General features: G+C 56.0%; 12 protein-coding genes and 2 pseudogenes. 2 read left to right on the forward strand and 12 right to left on the reverse strand.

Annotated elements, in window-relative coordinates; translation table 11 throughout:
• Nucleotides 1–77 precede the first annotated feature (77 nt).
• Genes XI04_RS03610 through XI04_RS03620 form a run of 3 tightly spaced genes read right to left on the reverse strand, consistent with a single transcriptional unit; the run spans nt 78 to nt 5,668 of the window.
• A complete protein-coding gene (locus XI04_RS03610; protein WP_271623462.1) occupies nt 78–1,796 on the reverse strand; it encodes a hypothetical protein in 1,719 nt (572 codons plus the stop codon).
• 6 nt (nt 1,797–1,802) lie between these two features.
• Nucleotides 1,803–4,295 carry an ATP-binding protein gene (locus XI04_RS03615; protein WP_271623463.1) on the reverse strand — a complete coding sequence of 831 codons (2,493 nt, stop codon included), beginning with the start codon at nt 4,293–4,295 and terminating at the stop codon, nt 1,803–1,805.
• Between the two features lie 23 nt (nt 4,296–4,318).
• Nucleotides 4,319–5,668 carry a DNA methyltransferase gene (locus XI04_RS03620; protein WP_271623464.1) on the reverse strand — a complete coding sequence of 450 codons (1,350 nt, stop codon included), beginning with the start codon at nt 5,666–5,668 and terminating at the stop codon, nt 4,319–4,321.
• Between the two features lie 262 nt (nt 5,669–5,930).
• Here XI04_RS03620 and XI04_RS03625 point away from each other — a divergent pair, with 262 nt between their 5' ends.
• Nucleotides 5,931–6,065: a recombinase family protein gene (locus XI04_RS03625; protein WP_442869384.1), complete on the forward strand. Its 135-nt coding sequence runs from the start codon at nt 5,931–5,933 to the stop codon at nt 6,063–6,065.
• A 338-nt stretch (nt 6,066–6,403) separates the two neighbouring features.
• Here XI04_RS03625 and XI04_RS03630 read toward each other — a convergent pair whose 3' ends face one another.
• Entirely contained in the window at nt 6,404–6,817 is a 414-nt protein-coding gene (locus XI04_RS03630) for a HAMP domain-containing protein (RefSeq protein WP_271623465.1), read from the reverse strand.
• Between the two features lie 227 nt (nt 6,818–7,044).
• Nucleotides 7,045–7,830 carry a hypothetical protein gene (locus XI04_RS03635; RefSeq protein ID WP_271623466.1) on the reverse strand — a complete coding sequence of 262 codons (786 nt, stop codon included), beginning with the start codon at nt 7,828–7,830 and terminating at the stop codon, nt 7,045–7,047.
• A gap of 1,048 nt (nt 7,831–8,878) precedes the next feature.
• Between XI04_RS03635 and XI04_RS03640 the strand changes: the two are divergent.
• Nucleotides 8,879–9,661, forward strand: a pseudogene (locus tag XI04_RS03640) (IS5 family transposase).
• Between the two features lie 349 nt (nt 9,662–10,010).
• On the opposite strand, the pseudogene XI04_RS38775 reads toward XI04_RS03640, so the two are convergent.
• From XI04_RS38775 to bioB, 7 genes and pseudogenes are all read right to left on the reverse strand, one after another.
• Nucleotides 10,011–10,457 (reverse strand): annotated as a pseudogene (locus XI04_RS38775) (3-methyl-2-oxobutanoate hydroxymethyltransferase).
• Nucleotides 10,373–10,645, reverse strand: a complete 273-nt coding sequence (locus XI04_RS38780) for a hypothetical protein (RefSeq protein WP_442869385.1) — start codon at nt 10,643–10,645, stop codon at nt 10,373–10,375. Before XI04_RS38780 ends, XI04_RS38775 begins: the two are co-directional and overlap by 85 nt.
• 1,637 nt (nt 10,646–12,282) lie before the next feature.
• A complete protein-coding gene (locus tag XI04_RS03645) occupies nt 12,283–13,545 on the reverse strand; it encodes an adenosylmethionine--8-amino-7-oxononanoate transaminase (protein ID WP_271623495.1) in 1,263 nt (420 codons plus the stop codon).
• 1 nt (nt 13,546) lies between these two features.
• The gene (bioD, locus tag XI04_RS03650) at nt 13,547–14,176 is read right to left on the reverse strand and encodes a dethiobiotin synthase (protein ID WP_271623467.1); all 630 of its coding nucleotides are present in this window, start codon (nt 14,174–14,176) and stop codon (nt 13,547–13,549) included.
• Complete coding sequence (locus tag XI04_RS03655; protein ID WP_271623468.1) at nt 14,173–15,312, reverse strand: 8-amino-7-oxononanoate synthase; 1,140 nt, start codon at nt 15,310–15,312, stop codon at nt 14,173–14,175. The genes bioD and XI04_RS03655 overlap by 4 nt, the downstream gene beginning before the upstream one ends.
• A gap of 89 nt (nt 15,313–15,401) precedes the next feature.
• A complete protein-coding gene (gene panD, locus XI04_RS03660; RefSeq protein ID WP_271623496.1) occupies nt 15,402–15,755 on the reverse strand; it encodes an aspartate 1-decarboxylase in 354 nt (117 codons plus the stop codon).
• Between the two features lie 40 nt (nt 15,756–15,795).
• Nucleotides 15,796–16,794: a biotin synthase BioB gene (bioB, locus tag XI04_RS03665; protein WP_271623469.1), complete on the reverse strand. Its 999-nt coding sequence runs from the start codon at nt 16,792–16,794 to the stop codon at nt 15,796–15,798.
• Between the last annotated feature and the right edge of the window lie 291 nt (nt 16,795–17,085).

Consider the following 17,085-nt stretch of genomic DNA (forward strand, 5'->3'; position numbering starts at 1 on the left):
TCAAGGACCGGTCCACGAAGGGAAGCCAAGGCTTCTTCATCGAGAGCCCACGACCGATCGGGTTCACTAGATTTTCTTCAATGCACGAAGTAGTTTGGCTTTGCTGGTCGACGCCAGTATCGCTCTAGCGCCCCTAGCGCTTCGCTGGCCTCAACATCTCGAATGCGACAGACGCGGCGAATCGAATAGCTGAATATTCGCTTCCCCTTTTTTGTCCTAATAGACAGCTGCCTCGAAGTATCCGCCTCAGAGAATGACGTACCGTAATATTGGAGTTGTTGGGGGACCTTCTTATGCTCAAGAAAGCTCTTCAACATTAACTGCCTGGCCCTCGCCATCGAGGCAAGCGACCAAACGTTGGCTCCAGTATCGCCCTCCCATAGAACCGCGGCCCCATTTCGATTGAACGAGCAAAGCTGCAACGCCGCCACGTTCGCCGACAAAACCTCTCGGAAGTCAAAGTGCAGGGCTAAGTCGCCAACCGTCATCCAACCCATTCTGCCGTTGTTGAGTTGGCCTTTTTGAAGGCTTTTGTCGTGGTTCTTGATTGCCTTGACTGTAAACCGCACGAGAAACGCCATGTTTGTTGCAGACAGGCCGGTATCCCCCCGTGGCACCAGGTCACAAAGCTGCCCAAGCAGCATCCAATACTCCTTATCTAGCTCTAGTTCACCCTTCCAATTTGCATTTGGTTTATCAGCGGATTCACCGGTCTCGATCTCCGCGAAAACATCCCCGGGCACGATTGGGAGAGATAGATCGTTTACTAAAGGCCCTTCCGTCATCACTTCCGCGCGGCAAATGCGGCTAAGCTCGCCGCTTATTATGTGATCACTGACCTCCACGCCGTTGTCGCCATCGATCTGAAACAACCGAAATCTAGCAAGGAGCGCGTGCAATCCATCGCCCTCTCCCGTCTTTAGACTCTTCGCTAGCTCAATCCGGTGCTTCTGCTGGATAATTCGCAGCAGCACTTCTAGCTCGGACACACCTTCCTTATAAGAATTTTGCAAAACAGCTTTGTTGATGTCGATGAATTCCGTAACGATTATGTCTCTCAACGCGATCACACTGTCGTCGAGAGAGCTTTCCACCTTCTGCAGCATTGCATAGAGGACAACGCCGGCGAGCTTATCTCGGAGGCTCTTCGAAAGCACTTCCTCGCCATCATTGTCCAAGACGTTTTTGGAAATCACCGAAAAGCGAATCAGATCCTTTTTATCCTGCTCTCCATCGAGTATCGACGTCAAAAACTCTTTTCGCGCAGTGGCCTCCTGTTCGATACCGACTTCTTTCGTCAGCACTACGCAATAATTCGAAGTGTCAGCTTTCAGAAAACCAGCGACAGTCTGTTTCAGAATCGCGTTCGATTGCTCGTCATCAATACCTTCCCGCTTAAAATCACGATCGACGAGGAATAGCGTATTCTGATACGTCACCTCCGTCCTCTTTAAAGCAGCCTGCCAATCAGCCCCACTCTTGGGCACCGCTTCGCATCCCATGCTCTGCATGACACGATTTGCGAGATCCACTGAAACGTTAGTTCGGACCAAATCGCCCGCGCGTTTGGCGAGTTCCTGATCCTCAGAGAACATTCGGATCAATTCTGTAACCGGCTCTTCCTCTGATGCCATGTCGTCAAGGCCCAGGGCTCCAAACATATCCTCTGTTGCGATGCGATGGGCCAATGCGACTACGTCAACTGCCTCCGCTTCAGCAATAGAAGCAAAAATATCATCGATCCAAATGACCCTCTCGACACCGAGAGCTTTGATGACTGAAGATAATTGCCGCATATCGCTCTACTGCGTGACTGATGCCAAATCGATCTCGAACCGATACCGCCTGCCATGGGCGTTCCGCGTCTCTGATAGAGACACGTCACATCCATAGCGCAGCAATATTTCTCTGGTTATAAACAGCCCGAGACCTCTTCCCGTATCTTTTGGTTTGTCGCTCACGAACATGCCAAAAATTCTGTCTTCAATCTCCGTCTTCACGCCGATGCCGTTATCGAACACAGAAATGGTGGGCTTGGAGACCTCGATCGTAATTGCAGGCGCCTTCACTGTGGATTGTGCGGCCGGCACTTGCAACCAATACTCAGAATTCCGAACAAGATTGTCAACGATCTGCATAAGTCGTCCGCGCGGAATATGAACCGTGAAAGGCTTGGCGACATTTACCGCAAGGGCGATATTCTCATCGCGCATCCGACGCTCAACATACGTTTCATATTCTTTAAGAAACTCGGAGAGCTTGACCGTATCTTTAGTCTCCCGATAGATTTTTAGCATTGGATTTAAAATCGAGACCTGCTTCCCAACGAGCCGCACGTAAGAGCGAGCCCCCTGCAGGTCGTTTGAAACTTGGGTAAGGCCTGACTTCTGCACAGAGCGTTGCGATTTTAGAATCAGTTCGGAGGCGCGATCTAATAGTGGATGAACTTCGTGAGCTAGAGTTTCCGCGGCCATACCGGCGGCGATAAAATCATAAGCGGTCCGGACCTGCGATCGGAGCGCCTGGATTTCCTCTCTCAGCAGTTCTACAGACGCATCAACGCTTCCAACGTTCTCTTGCCTTCTAAATCCTTGGATCGCCTTCAGCGCAGTCCTTGTCTGGTCCCTGAATGATTGGGCCTCTTTCGCACTAATTCCTTTGGCGTTGGAGAATAGCTCCGCCGCCTTCTCCAGAACAGCTTGCTGGGATTGTAAGGTTGATCGGACATCTTGCCCGAACTTCGCTTGGATTGAGAGGTCTCTGATGGCACCTTCTGGAGTTGGAGCCTTCTCCGCCGATTCGATCTTTTGTTTGCGCGAATCGTTGAAGCCCCGCCGCAACGCTTCGTAGATATCATTGATTTCGTCCCTCAGTTTCTTCGCTAGCAACAGAAACTGCCGCCATGGCGCGGTATCGACGAAACCCTCACGGTCCGACTTCTCAACAAGTGACGCATTCCCTTGGGAGGTTATGTCGATATGGCCAACCGTATTCGTTCTCCGGAGACCGTACCAGCTTCCACCCGACGTGACATTAGCGGACATATCCAGCCAATCCGGGTCTATTCGAACGCCGAATCCATCCCGGTAAATCGAAACGCCGGCCAGCTTTTGAAACAGCGATTTCAATGAACCGGTCGGAGGTGTCGCGCCTACCTGTTGATCACTGCTCTGAGTAACGTCGTCCGCGCTTGGCAACATACGAAAGTTCAAAGAGTAGATGCTTCCGGAAAAATCGCCCGGGTAGTTGTCGGACTGATAGTCTTTGATTTCGCGACAATCAACATTGCGCACGATGCGATAGATCCACCGCTTTTGCGTCGCATCGTCCGCAACGCGAGCCAGTCCGAATTTTGGATAACGTTTTGTGAATCTCGAAAAAAAATTGCTCTCGTTGTCGGCAGACCACTTCTCTCCGAAAAAGTCTGCAGTTATCTCGGTGGTAAGCTCTAACGTGTCGCGGGGCTTTTCCTTTTCGATCACGCGCTTCAAAGAAAACGAATGACGACCCGTCGAATAGAGGTCAAGGTCCTGCTTCAGACGCTGCAGCTCTAGCTCTTGCCCGTCAATGGATATTGAAACTCGGAGCGGATGCTCCTTCGAAAAGGGCGAGATAAGGCGAGAGATCCGCGCTTGCAACTCAGATTGATCGGCGGCCTTCCAGTGATTAGCGTCCTCCAATCCCTCGATCATGACGCGGGTGGAGAAACCCTTTGTAAGGCTTGCCGAGACTTCCCGAACCGGGACTTCATTCAGGGTCTTGGCGGCGTCGAACTCTGACCACTGGAACTCCACACCGCTAGCTTCCTTCGTACTCCCTTTGGGTCTCGATACAAACTGAACGCAGTCACCCAATCGCATCGTACCAAGACGGCCGATCCCCTTATCACCAAGCGGAGTGCGCCCTTTCTTGGTCGAGGATTTGGCCATACCCGAGTCAGGTCGCTTCTCCGATCCACTGATTAGAAGCCAACGAGCTTTGATTTCCTCTAGGGTAATGCCAGGTCCGTCGTCCTCAATAGTAATTCGACCGGTAAGGGCAGTCGGAGCTTCGGACGCGCCATTATTGGAGACGTCATCAGTTGCGACGGGAGGCGCTTCTATTCTCTTACCCGCCGCGAAATACTCTTTTGCGCTGGTATCTATTTGGACGCGACATCTATCTGCATCGGCATCATACGAATTCTTTACAAGTTCGAGCAGGGCCTGCTCGGGGTCAGTGATCAACTCAGCACCGAGCTGCCGCACGACCCTCGTGTCAATTCGAAGCTCCAACGAGCTATCGTGATCAGCCACAGTTCAATCTCCGAAGGTCAACCTTATGACGCCAGTCGTTTCCTGTAGAAACACACATGCTCGATCTGCATCAATGAACCTATGGAATTGTGTGTCGGCATGCGCTTTGAAGAAATAGCCCGTTTTAGCTGCGTTACTTCATACGCGCCATAATAGTCATGAAGCTCGCCTAGCACCGCAACCAGCGGCGCGTCGGTCGACCTAATTCGCCGCTGTCCGACTGTCCAAGCAAGATATCCGCCCGAGTTGACGGTCTCTAGTATATTTTCCAACGAGCGTGACAAATCACGACAGTAAGCGGTCCACCGCTTGGCTGCTTGCTTATCAATACCTTGTAGTTTCGTATACATCCTGGAGAAAGATGCAGATTTCTCGCTTAACTCCTCGATCACCGCGTTGTCCAAGCGAAGGCCGCCCCCCATACTTGCCGTATCCAATGAATGCGTGCTATCCAGTAGAGGTTCATCGATAGACGAGTCGATATCGGCGTGCGGAATCCAGCGAAGCGCCAGGTAGGAAAACTGCCCGTAAGGCACCGTCGTTCGATTATCGCCATAAGGTGGGGACGTCAGTACGAGATCAATTGAATCGCTTCGATTCAGTCCTGGTTTCGATATGCTCTGAAGCTTTATCGTTGCCGTCGAGATCATCTTTCCATTCACAAGAACGCCAAGCTTTTTTAGTCGCGCCTTCTCCGCGATCATGCGCTCAACATTTGCTTTCAATACAGACGTGAATATAGGAACGGCCACGGCGTCCAAGCGCTCCAGATCTTCGCTTGGGCGGATATGAAGCTTGAACGTCGACGTACGAGAATTGCTGCATCGCCTAATCGTTTCAGCCAGCGCCACCCACATAAAGCGGCGACACTGTTTACTGTCGAGCTTCTCGATAGCGCGACGAATTCTCGAGAGCCCAATCGAATTCGAGCGCCTGAACCATTTGCCCTGATTAACAAAGCTTACTGCGTAGTCGCTCCGAGTGTCGGCGGCTATCCAGGCAAGGACCTTCTCCGCCGCTGCAGCATACATGCCCGCGTGAAGGGGGCTTGCTTTTACCTTGGCAATCAAGATGGCCAGCGGATTGATGTCGTAGCCGACAAACGAGCGGCTCGCCGCAAGTGTCTCGGTTAGAGCAGTACCGGAGCCCACAAATGGGTCAAGAACCGTCCTAGCCTTTGGCGCGGCGCGAACCATAGACGCTAGGATGTCGCGCTGCATCGCAGGGACCATCATGGCCGGATACTGAATTAGGCCATGCGCTGCAGTCCGGCCGGCATCACCGGAGTACGACCAAGCCGAACCCGTTTTTCGCTGAAAATCCGCAATCTCACTCAAAGACGCAATCAATGTACGATCGTCGGCGTCTAGCATCCGGAGGCCTCTGCGAGTAGACTCAGTCAATTTCAGCGTGCTTATAGCGCGATCAGCTTAACAAGTCGCTGATAATGCCAACGATTTCGTCAGGCCATTGAACCGACCGAGCAGCGCGGGCGCCGAGACAGGTGGTTGCACAGCCCGGACGAAATTCAATTGGGGTCCCTCATGTGAGACCTGACCTGCGGGCAGCGGCCCTTCCCCGCGGGCATCAAATTCGCGCGGGACCAACGCCAGACAACTGAATGGCCGTTCAGGCCTGGAGCGAGCCGGCATCGAATTCGTTGCTTGCGACCTTCCGAACGCAAACAGACTAGCTATCACTATTCTCGCCGCCGTCGCTGAGCACGAACGCGATATGATAGCCGAACGTACGAAGCCGCTTTGGGAGTAGCCCGTGATCGCGTGGCTCGGACAGGCCAAAAGGGGCATCCCGAAATTAGACGTTTAGGCAACCCAAATGGCGCGAGCCACCTGAAGCGGTATGGCAACTCTGCCGCCGTATCGGCATTGAAGGCGAACGCCGACGAAACAGCAAGGCGGCTCCGGCCGAGCTTGCAGGCCGTTTTGGAGGCCGGCGCAAAGTCCGCCCGCAGCATCGCCGCTGGCTTCAATGATCGTGGAGTATTAACGCCCGCGGCGCAAAATTGGATTCTAAGGCCGTTATCAAGCTACAACGTCGCTTGGCCGCTCTCGGGCCAGAGGGGACAGCCCCCCAGGTCCAAGAACTCGTCAATTGAACCCCGTACCTGCGCCGGTGGCTGATGAGGCAACCTGCATCGAGAGTTGGCGGCTCTCAACCGCAGAAGAGGCAAGGCTCCGGGCGGAGGTTTCCAACTCCTTCGAGGCGGACGAAACGGCTTCGATCACCTGCCCTACGGCTGCTTCGAATTCGCCCGCAAGTCCAGCGATATCGGCCTTACGCAGGTTGGCAGCAGCCTGGTCCCGATCGACCTTGGCATCAAGCTCCGCCTGCAGCTTTTCACGAGCTCTCTGCTTGAACATTTCGACAGCTTCGGCCATATCGCCGAGCTCATCTTTTCGACCAAGGCCCGGCAAAACTACATCGAACCGACCCTCACCTAGCTGGCGCATGGCCGCGGTCATCGAGGCGACGGTTTTGGCAATGCGCTGCCCGAAAAGCATACTGAACAGTCCCGCGAGCAGCGTTGCAAGTCCAATGAGCTAGGCCAGCCTCTGCCGAATCTCTCCGGCTCGGATCTCCATAGCCTGCGCATGCGCGTCTGCCGCCGACATGACATCTGCGATTGCCGGGCGAATGCGGCCGTAAGTCTGTCGAAGATCATCTACCTGATCGCTCAGCGTCTGGTGCGTCACCATGAATGATATAAAATTTGCCTTGTACGCTCGCATCAGCTCGAGAAGCTGGGATTTCTCCCCGTAGGCAGAGTTGCCTGAGCAAGTTCGGCTTCGAACTCCATCTCCCTGGCGGAAAGCTGATCGCCGTATTTTTCTTCGCCCCGTAAGATAAAATCCTTCTCATGGCGGCGCATCATCAGCATCAAGATCATCAGGCGCGGCTGGTTCACCTGGCTCAATCGCTCCTCGACGGCGTGCACGGCTGTGCGCAGCTTGCCCTGAAATCCCTCATTTTCGTTGAAGCCTAAGTTGCGTTGTGCTGCAACGACGTTTCCAAAGCGGGTCGCATAGAGATTGATTACCGGCCGCAGGGAGGCTGCCTGCCGCAGCGGATCATCCTCGGGCAACTCCCCGATCAGTTTTTCGACCCGACCTAACTCTTCGAGCTGGCGATCAACAAGATCCGCATGCGTCTCGACCGACATTTCACTGGGCTTGCGGAGGAACTCGGTCGCGATTTGGCCAGACTCCAGAAAGCTTTGTGACAATGAAACGACACGGGCTTTCAATTCATTGCTCGCACTCGCCTCTCGTTGAACGATACTCGCGTAGTGCAAAGCTGCGGCGCAGATTACGCCGGTGACCAGCACACCGGAAATCCCGAGCACTGCCATCTGCTCGCGCAATCCGATTCGAAAGCCCCATCTAACGGACGGACGTTCGCCAGTGTCACAGGAATTCTTGCTTATTTTTTGTCCCTCGATGTGACCTGATTTATTTGAGCAGTGCTGACCATCGCAGATCAGCAAGTAACGCGCACGTTGAGCGGACTGGCTCAACCTGCTTCGTTCAATCAACAACGAGCGCTGCCTAATTTAGATTGATTTCCAAATGCTGAAACTCGCGCGCAAAACGCGCGCGCCCCGTGTCGGTGCACGACTTAACTGCTGTTGGGTTAGTGACGAACACAGAGCGTGGGAGACGTGGATCATTTTGAACTGAGCGTCCCGCGGAATAGCTGCATCTAAATAGTTCAATTCGCATAAAACATGCGGCGCCTGCACCAAATTCGGGCTCAATCAGCACAAGAAACGGATATTTCAACATCCGGTTTGCGCGACTTGACCGTAGGCGCAAGCTTGGAGCTCCAGTGAGTGTGGGCACTCACTTTATGCTCTCTTCAGCCGCCCTTTGGGGCGTTTCCTCCCTGACTTGGCCGTGCGGAATTTTCGCACGGCCTTTTTTCGCAATGCGACGAAAGCAGATCGCTTACGTCAACCGCACAATTTTCGACCTAAGTTGTGGCCCTACGTTCGAGCCCACGATCGTGCTGCAACCTCTGCGAAGCTGCGAGGGCGTTAGTCAGCCAGGCCGCCCTGGGCGGGTGGCGAACGCACGCAACCATGTCAACGAGGCGATCGCGGCAGACTAGCGCCTCACGCGCCTGCGGGCGTTGTCGACCAGGTGAATGACCGCTCCGGCGCAAAGCTGGTGAAGGTAAGGACGTTGAGCCGCTTCGCGGTAGAGGGAAATGCCGCCCGGCTCCGCGGGATCTTAGGGGCAAAGCTGTGAGGAACGACTTCGATCGCGTGCCCGTTTCAAGCTCTAACGGATCTCCGGCCGCGATGCAGCGTTTGTCGGAGGACTTCAATTCATTCCCAAGCTGCATGAGACTGTATTGAAACCGGATTGTTTGCAGCATTTCGCGCCTGCTGTGCTGCCGCAATGCAGCTGCGAATGTGCGCATTCGGAGCCGGTAGAAATGGCGAACCATGTCCTTCTCCCCCGTACCGTTTCCAGACACACTATCCGACCTGCAAAGATCGGAGCGCAATGCTGCACACTAGGGTCTGTACCTAAATAGCGCCACGTGATTCTCTTGCCTAAGTGTTGATTCGGGGGCGAGAGAATGCGCGCTGGTTTGTTTTGGCTGAACGACAGGCAATGGGAGCGTATCGAACCGCACCTGCCGAGGGGACTGACGGGGCCGGATCGGGACGACGACCGACGCATCGTCAGCGGCATCATTCACATGCTGCAATCGGGTGCACGATGGCGTGATTGTCCACGTGAATACGGCCCTTACACGACGATCTACAATCGCTTCAATCGCTGGGCCAAGCGAGGACGATGGTGCGCAATCTTCGAAGCGCTGGCCAAGCCTGGCGAAGACGGCGTCGTACTGTCGCTCGACTCGACCTCGATTAAAGCTCACCGGTGTGCCTCCGGCGGAAAAGGGGGGAGCACAATCAAGCAATCGGCCGCTCGCGCGGAGGCCGCACGACAAAAATCCATGCGCTGAGCGATCCGCTCTGCCGGCCGGTCGTCCTGCATCTGACTCCAGGCCAGGATGCTGATATCACTGCGGCTCACGATGTCCTGGCGCTCGCGCCACCCATGAGCGTGCTCCTCGCCGACAAAGGGTATGATGGCGACAAGCTTCGCGGCGAAATCATTCTTCGCGGCGCCAAGCCTGTAATCCCCAATAAGTCTAACCGTGTCGTCATCCATCGCTTCAACAAACGCGCCTACAAAGGACGAAATGTCATCGAACGCTGCTTTTGCAGGCTCAAGGACTTCCGGCGCATCGCCACGCGATATGACAAGCTCGCCCGTAATTTTTTGGCCGCTGTTCATCTCGCCGCTCTCGTCGCATATTGGCTCAATTGAGTCTGAACCCTAGTGCGCTCTTGGCACTGATTTGATGCATTCAACAACATATCGACGCTCAGATTCCGCGCGCCAGCGCCGGTTACCCTCCAATTTCTGCATAACCGCTCCCTCTGAGTGGGCTCTAGGACCTGATCGCCGGCATTGGCCGGGCCTGTACATTGCACTTTCGTCATCCTACTCAGTTCTATTGTTTGCATATCGTCCTCACTCCGTGCGTGTTGGAGCCTTCCAGTTCGCAATGGCCGCGCGGAGCTCATCGGGAAGCCGATGGCATTCCTGCCCCAGGGAATGTGCCCTGACGGACATCGACCGCTCAGCGCGTATCAGCGCCTCCTGTAGAACCTCCTTATTCGCGTAGGCGCGGGCGAATTTTCGTCTTTTTACCTTCGACCAACCCAAAGACGTCGTGGAGTACGAGCACCTGGCCGGACCAGCCTAGCCCGGCCGCAATTCCGATGGTGGGGCATGGTCAGTGCATGCGCCTTCCGCGAACTCGGCCGGATGCCCTCGAGAACCAAAGCGAGGCAGCCGGCCTCCTGGACGGTGAGCATCATCGATGCAGACGTAACGCTTCAGCTCTTGTCCTTCCCTGTACCTTGAAGCCCCATGACAAAGACGCTCTGAGGGGTAAGACCAAGATGCCCCACCGGGATTTCGCAATCACCAAAGCGCGCACGATCCCCAGACGCTTGGCGCCGCCCTCGAGTCTCACGGCTCCGCCACCCCGCTGTAGAAAACCTCCGGCAGCGCATGTTGTCTCGTCGAGACTGAGATGAAAGCTGAGAAACGGCATGTCAGCCACACCAGGGCGCGAGATCTTGTGCGCGAGGCTGCTGCCAGGTGATGATTCATCATTGCCACGCTGGCGGGAAGCGTATCGTGGGCGTCCCGGGCAGACATTGCCGATACTATCAGCGACGAGAATGATACCGCCCGCTGTGTCGGCGATGCGGCCGTGACCGCATCGTAAGCCGTCGTCATCGCGATGGTGCGTCCCTCCGTTTTCCATTGCTGCAGGAGCGAACGGTGACGCCCTGCAAAGGCGACTCTGAAATGTGGCTCATGCGTGGAAAATCCTGCGACACTGATCGTTGGACCGGACAAGGAAAGAGTTTCGTTTTAGAAGACGAGAGCGGCTTCACCTCCCGATGCGGAAGCATCGATCAAGGCACCTTCCAAGCGCGACGATACAGTTTTATTTGCCCGAACCACACGGAAGCCGCCGTCGATACGGCGCACTTTGCAACAACAGGAAGAGAGCTTTGTTGGCTTCATAGCGCGCCGCGGCTCGGCTGCCTTGCGTTCCCGTCATGACCAACGAGCCATTCGTCGTGGAGATGGACCACGACCACCTTCGACGGCAACGTTCAAGCGAGACTTTGTAAACTGAAAATCGGTCGGACATGGCACCCCGCTCAAGCCATAGCTCCACCCACGATCTATCCTGTGCGCATGGAGTTCACCGGAGGCCGCCATGCCTTTCCCGAGCGTCGAATGCAATCGGGCAAGGCGGTCGATGATCGCCATCCGACAGACTGCGCAATGCGGCCAGACCAACTTCGAAGACCCGACTCTGCCGCTTCAGCAGTAGTTCCTATGGCCTCCTTGCCCGCCCACCTCGGCAAGGCTGATCGATGCGAGTGCCGGAGAGTGTGGGCGGCCGGCTAGAGTTCGCAAGCCATTCGTGGCCAATACCATAATAGCCGCTCAACTCGCAGCCTGTCTGCGGCAAATGCCGAAGAACGAGTCGAAAGCTGCTTCTCCCAGCATCACACCCGTCCCTGTCCGTCGGTCAGGAAGTGTCCCGTCCTGCAGACAGACCTATCAGGCGAACGGGATCCATGCGAGAGAAGCCAAAAGAAATAGTGCGATGTGAGCGCATCATTGGAGGCGGTCGCGCAAGGTCGGCCGGATGGCCACTTAGCCGTAGCGCGCTTCTTTAGCCTCTAGCATTGGAACCGATGATTGTTGCCGTGCTCCGTGTCACTTAGTTTTCACACCACCCTTGAAAGCGCCTCGCTAAACTCCCTGGCCTATCGGGTGATGTCGTGCTAGGCATCGCCCGGCTAAGGCACTATCCAACGGAGCTCACTTAGTGGCAGCTGTCAAGCTGCTCGCAACCAGCGCAACCATTTTTGGTCGCCCTCCCGCCGCGACTTGAAGCGGTCGACGCACCTTTTGGAGCAAAGCGCCGTTCGCCAGCAGTAGTAGCGGATCAGCCCGAACTTCCCGCTACAAATAGCGCAGCACCTTCCAGCATGGAAACCGTGAGAGCTATTGCGCATGTTTTGCCTCCTATTGGCGCCACCTAAATTAGTCCCATGCATTCTCCACTTCCACGTCACAGCGCCCGCACACGACGTGCGGAGTCGCCAATTCCGATCTCGGGTATGCAAGCCGCAGCCGGCGCAGCAGAATGACCCCTGATGCGCGCCTTCTTGGCGCCGCCTCTGAGAGCAGTTGCGCCAAACTTCCCCACCTATAGCTGCTATTTTGATCCTGAATAATGCAATGAACGGCATTTGGCCGCTCCAATCCTGCAATATTTCAACTCTCCTTGAGGGTCTTCACCGCAAAGAGATCATTCCGAGTCTTTCGCAGTTCTTGCTCACCGTGCATCAAGCGAACAGATCGGCAGCTTCCCTGATCGCGGCATAGATCTGATGAATATCTGCGGCTGTAACGCAATAAGGTGGCATCACGTAGATCGTATTCCCGAGCGGACGCAGGAGAAGATTTCGGTCATTGAAGAAGGCTTGCAGTTTCGGACCGATGCCGGCGAGATAGCCGGCGTCATCTGTTTTCAGATCAAGCGCAGTGATGGTGCCGGTCGGACGAACGTTTGCAAAGCGCGGATCTGCCTGAAACGGCTGAATAGCGCGCTCTTGCATGGATGCAAGGGTTGACACGCGCGTGCGCGCATCTGAGTTCTGCCAAAGATCCAGATTGGCCTTTGCGGCGGCGCAGGCAAGCGGGTTCGCGGTATATGAACTCGAATGGAAGAACGTCAAATTGCGATCTTTCGAATAGTGCGCCTCGAAAATATCAGCGCGACAGAGTGTCACTGCGAGCGGAAGCGATCCACCAGTGAGCCCCTTCGAATAACAGGCGATATCTGGAGTGACGTCGGCCTGCTCGCACGCAAACAGCGTTCCGGTTCGCCCCCAGCCCGTCATGACTTCATCTGCAATGAAGAGAACGCCCCAGTCTTCGCAGATCCGCTTCATCTCCCGCAGCACCCAGGCTGGGTACATCAGCATTCCGCCCGCCCCCAAGATCAGAGGCTCCACGATCAGGGCCGCCGGCATCTCCTCCTGGCACACTGAATATAATGCACTCAGCGTGTTCCGCTCGCGACCTGTTGCCGGGAACGGGATTGGCGTGACGTCAAATAGCAGAGGTTCATAGGGTGCATTGAACACGCCACGGGCTCCGACCGACATCGCTCCTATCGTGTCGCCATGGTAGGAGTGTTGCATCACCACAATGCGAGTCCGCCGTTTGCCGATGTTACTCCAATAGCCGAGCGCCATCTTCAGCGCGACTTCGACGCTCGTCGAACCGCTATCTGAGAAGAAGACGTACTCAAGAGCAGGCGGCGTAAGTTGCAGGAGTTGTGCCGCAAGCTCCTCGGCTGGCTCATGGGTGTAACCCGCAAAGATGATCTGATTGAGCTTGCCCGCCTGGTCCTGGATGGCGATGACAATATGTGGGTGGCAATGGCCGTGGGTCACGACCCACCAGGACGAGATTGCGTCCATGATATGTCGGCCGTCGGCGGTGTGAAGGTAAGCCCCCTCACCGCGCGCGATCCTTGTCATCTCGCCTTGAAGCGCGTGCTGCGTAAACGGATGCCAAATCGGCGAGCTCGGGGTCGGCATTTCAACTGAAATCGTCAGCACAGAATGAAGACTTGAATGCCGTCTGAAGCGCCTCTGGCGTGAGCGGCGAAAGCAGAGGCAGTCGTCCCAACCAGCGCACGCGGCCAATCTCACGAATGGCAGTCTGAGTTTCCGGGTTGCGTTCGCCGATGAACGCAACACCCAGAATCGTGATCTGCCGCCTTCGAAGAGCCTCAATCGACAGCAGCGAGTGATTGATTGTACCGAGTTTTGTGCTCGCGCAAACCACGACCGGAAGCTGCCACCGCTCAAACACGTCGATGTAGAGTGTATCCCCACTTAGTGGGACCATAAGCCCGCCGGCGCCCTCGATGACAAGAGGCCGTCCTTCCGTGTCTGGCGGACTTATGGAAGCCGCGTCAATGCGAACCCCATCCACTTCGGCAGACTGGTGGGGCGAAGCGGATGTTCGAAGGCGGTAGAGCTCCGGCACGACTCGATCGGCTGAGAGACGAGCCAACCTTGTGACCGTTTCGGTATCGGTTTCTCCGTCGAGGCCAGCTTGTATCGGCTTCCAATAACTCGCGCCGATAAGATCGGCCAAGCCTGCGGCGAACACAGTCTTCCCAATGCCGGTATCTGTTCCGGTCACCACGATCCGCAAACTCATCGAGCCTTCTCCTTCGTCTCCTCAGCGAGGGCATCGACCATGGAGACCACATCATCCTCGCTGACGTTCAGCGTCAGTGAAATTCGCAAACGCGCTGTCCCCGCCGGCACTGTGGGCGGCCGAATTCCGCGAATATCGAAGCCCCGATTCTGCATCGCAGAGGCGAGCCGCATCGTATGAGCATTGTCGCCGACCATGTATGGGAGGATCTGCGAGCTGGAGGGACATCGCACGCCGCGGGCTTCCATCTTCTGATGCGTGAATGCAACGAGCCTTGCGAGGCCATGCTGACGCTCGGGCTCCCGCTGCAAGATGGATAGTGCCTCGCTGACGGCAACGGCAATTAAGGGTGATGGCGCAGTCGCGAAGATAAACGGACGACAACGATTGATCATAAAGTCGCGTAGCACACCGGAAGCAGTGACAAGCGCTCCCGCCACTCCCAACGCCTTGCCGCAGGTATGTACAACCAGGAGATTTTCACGGTGAACGTAATGGCCGGCGAGCCCTCGGCCCAGCGCACCGTAAACGCCGGTAGCATGGGCCTCGTCAACGACCAGGAACGCGTCGTAGCGATCTGCGAGCGCGACCAGATCATCGAGGGGGGCGAAATCGCCGTCCATACTGTAAAGGCTTTCCGCGACGATCCAGACCCGTCCCATTCCTCCATCCGCACGCCAGTCGCGAATCGCACTTTCGATGGCTCCGACATCGTTATGGCCAGCTGTCCGAAACTCGGCCCTGCCAGCTCGCGCGCCTTCATGAATACTGGCGTGAACCAGAGAGTCGAGGACGAGCAGATCGTCCCGTTGCGGGAGCGTCGTCAGGACCGCAAAATTGGCGACGTAACCGCTCGCAAAAAACAGCGCCGTCTCTGCGCCAAAGAACTGGGCGGCTTCCGCCTCGAGGCATTCATGCTCTTCACAATTGCCGCGCAGAAGTCGCGAACCGCCAGCACCAAGCGGGGTGCCACGTTCGATAGCCGCCAAGACGGCCTTTTTCATACGCGATGCACTCGCAAGCGCCAGATAATCGTTAGATGAAAAATCAATTCCGGCACGCGAATTGAGACCGCGCAAGCGGTTTTCATCTTGCAGGGAGCGCAAGGCCTTGACGTAGGGTCCGAATTTATCCATTTGCGACGAGCTCCTTGCGCACTCCACCCGATGCTGCCGGCCTTTTGGCGATAGCCGCCGACGAGGAGCTTGAACATGCCACTCAAGTCTTAACGGGCGAGAATGCCATTGTTGCGGTCAACGAGCACGACGCGCGGTTGGAACACCTCTGCTTCGGCTTCGTCGAAGGATGCATAAGCAATGACAGTAATTTTGTCTCCTGGCATCGCCAACCGTGCGGCAGCACCATTCAAACCGATGATACCGGACCCACGCGGTGCCTCGATGACATAGGTTGCAAAGCGCGCCCCCGTATCCATATTGTAGATCTCGACGCGCTCATAGAGCAGGACCCCCGCCGCGTCCAGCAACGCACGATCAATCGAGATTGATCCTTCATAGTGAAGATCGGCTTCGGTCACGGAAGCGCAATGGATTTTGCCCTTCATGAGGGTGATGTTCACTTCACACCCGCCCGTCAGCGCCTCGATCGCCTGCGCTGTTTCATTCGGCAAGCTCAGACGTGATGCCGAGCCGCGCGAATAAGTGCGCGTCGCGATCCAACTTGGGGTTTTCTGTCGTCAGCAGCGTATCACCGATGAAGATTGAGTTCGCGCCAGCCAAAAAGCACAGAGCTTGCAGTTCGTCCGTCATATACTGCCGTCCGGCCGACAACCGGATCACGCTCTTCGGCATCATGATTCGAGCAGTCGCGACCAGGCGCGCCACGGCGATGGGATCAGGACGCTGCGCGGTTTCGTTGACCGGGACGCCCTTGACCTCGTTCCATAGGTTGATCGGCACGCTTTCCGGATGGCTTGGGAGATTTGCAAGCAGCACGAGCATGCCGAGGCGATCCTCGATGCGCTCGCCCATCCCAATGATGCCTCCACAGCAGATCTTGACCCCGGCGCTGCGAACGTGCGCTAGGGTTTCGAGGCGATCTGCTAGCGTACGGGTCTTGATGATGCTGCCGTAAAATTCAGGCGAGGTATCGACGTTATGGTTATAGAAGTCGAGCCCAGCTTCAGAGAGCTTTGCCGCCTGATTCGCGGTCAGCATACCGAGCGTGACGCAGCTCTCCATGCCAAGACCTTTCACGGCCCTGACCATGTCGCACACCTGATCAAGATCGCGCTCTTTTGGACTACGCCAAGCCGCAGCCAGGCAGAAGCGAGTTGCACCGGCATTCTTGGCGCGTTTTGCTGCGGCTAGTACATCGCCACCATCCATCAGGCGGGTGGCCTTCAGATCTGTAGCGAAGTGCGCGCTCTGGGAGCAATAGCCGCAATCCTCCGGACAGCCCCCTGTCTTGATGCTAAGTAGGCTAGCGGCCTCGACGTGGTTTGGATCGAAGCTCTCGCGATGAACGTTCTGCGCCTGGAATATCAGGTCTGCAAACGGCAGCCCATACAAAGCTTCGACCTCGATGACCGTCCAATCAAAGCGGACAAGGCCTTTGTTATCGCGATTGTAGTGCCTGGCTTCTGCGGCAGGATTCATGCATTCATCATTGTCAGCTTGGTAGGAAACCCTCTGAAACTCGATTGAAGCCGCGCTTTTTCGAGGGCAAAAGTATAAAGGCCTACTCTTGCTCAAAGACGGCGGAAATGCAGTCGGATTGCATGATTTCTGCGAAAACAGCCCTACGCAATATCGATTTCGACTCTGAGCGAGATCATGTTGCGGCCGTTCGTCAGCAAAAGCTCGAGCACCAACCGCGGGCTGCGCGCCAGCGGCCGCCATTGCAGCGAGCTCACGTTCGAGATAGTAAGCCCAGCTACACTCCCCGGG

This window comes from Bradyrhizobium sp. CCBAU 11430 (genome assembly GCF_028128855.1).
GTDB classification, from domain to species: Bacteria; Pseudomonadota; Alphaproteobacteria; order Rhizobiales; family Xanthobacteraceae; genus Bradyrhizobium; species Bradyrhizobium ottawaense.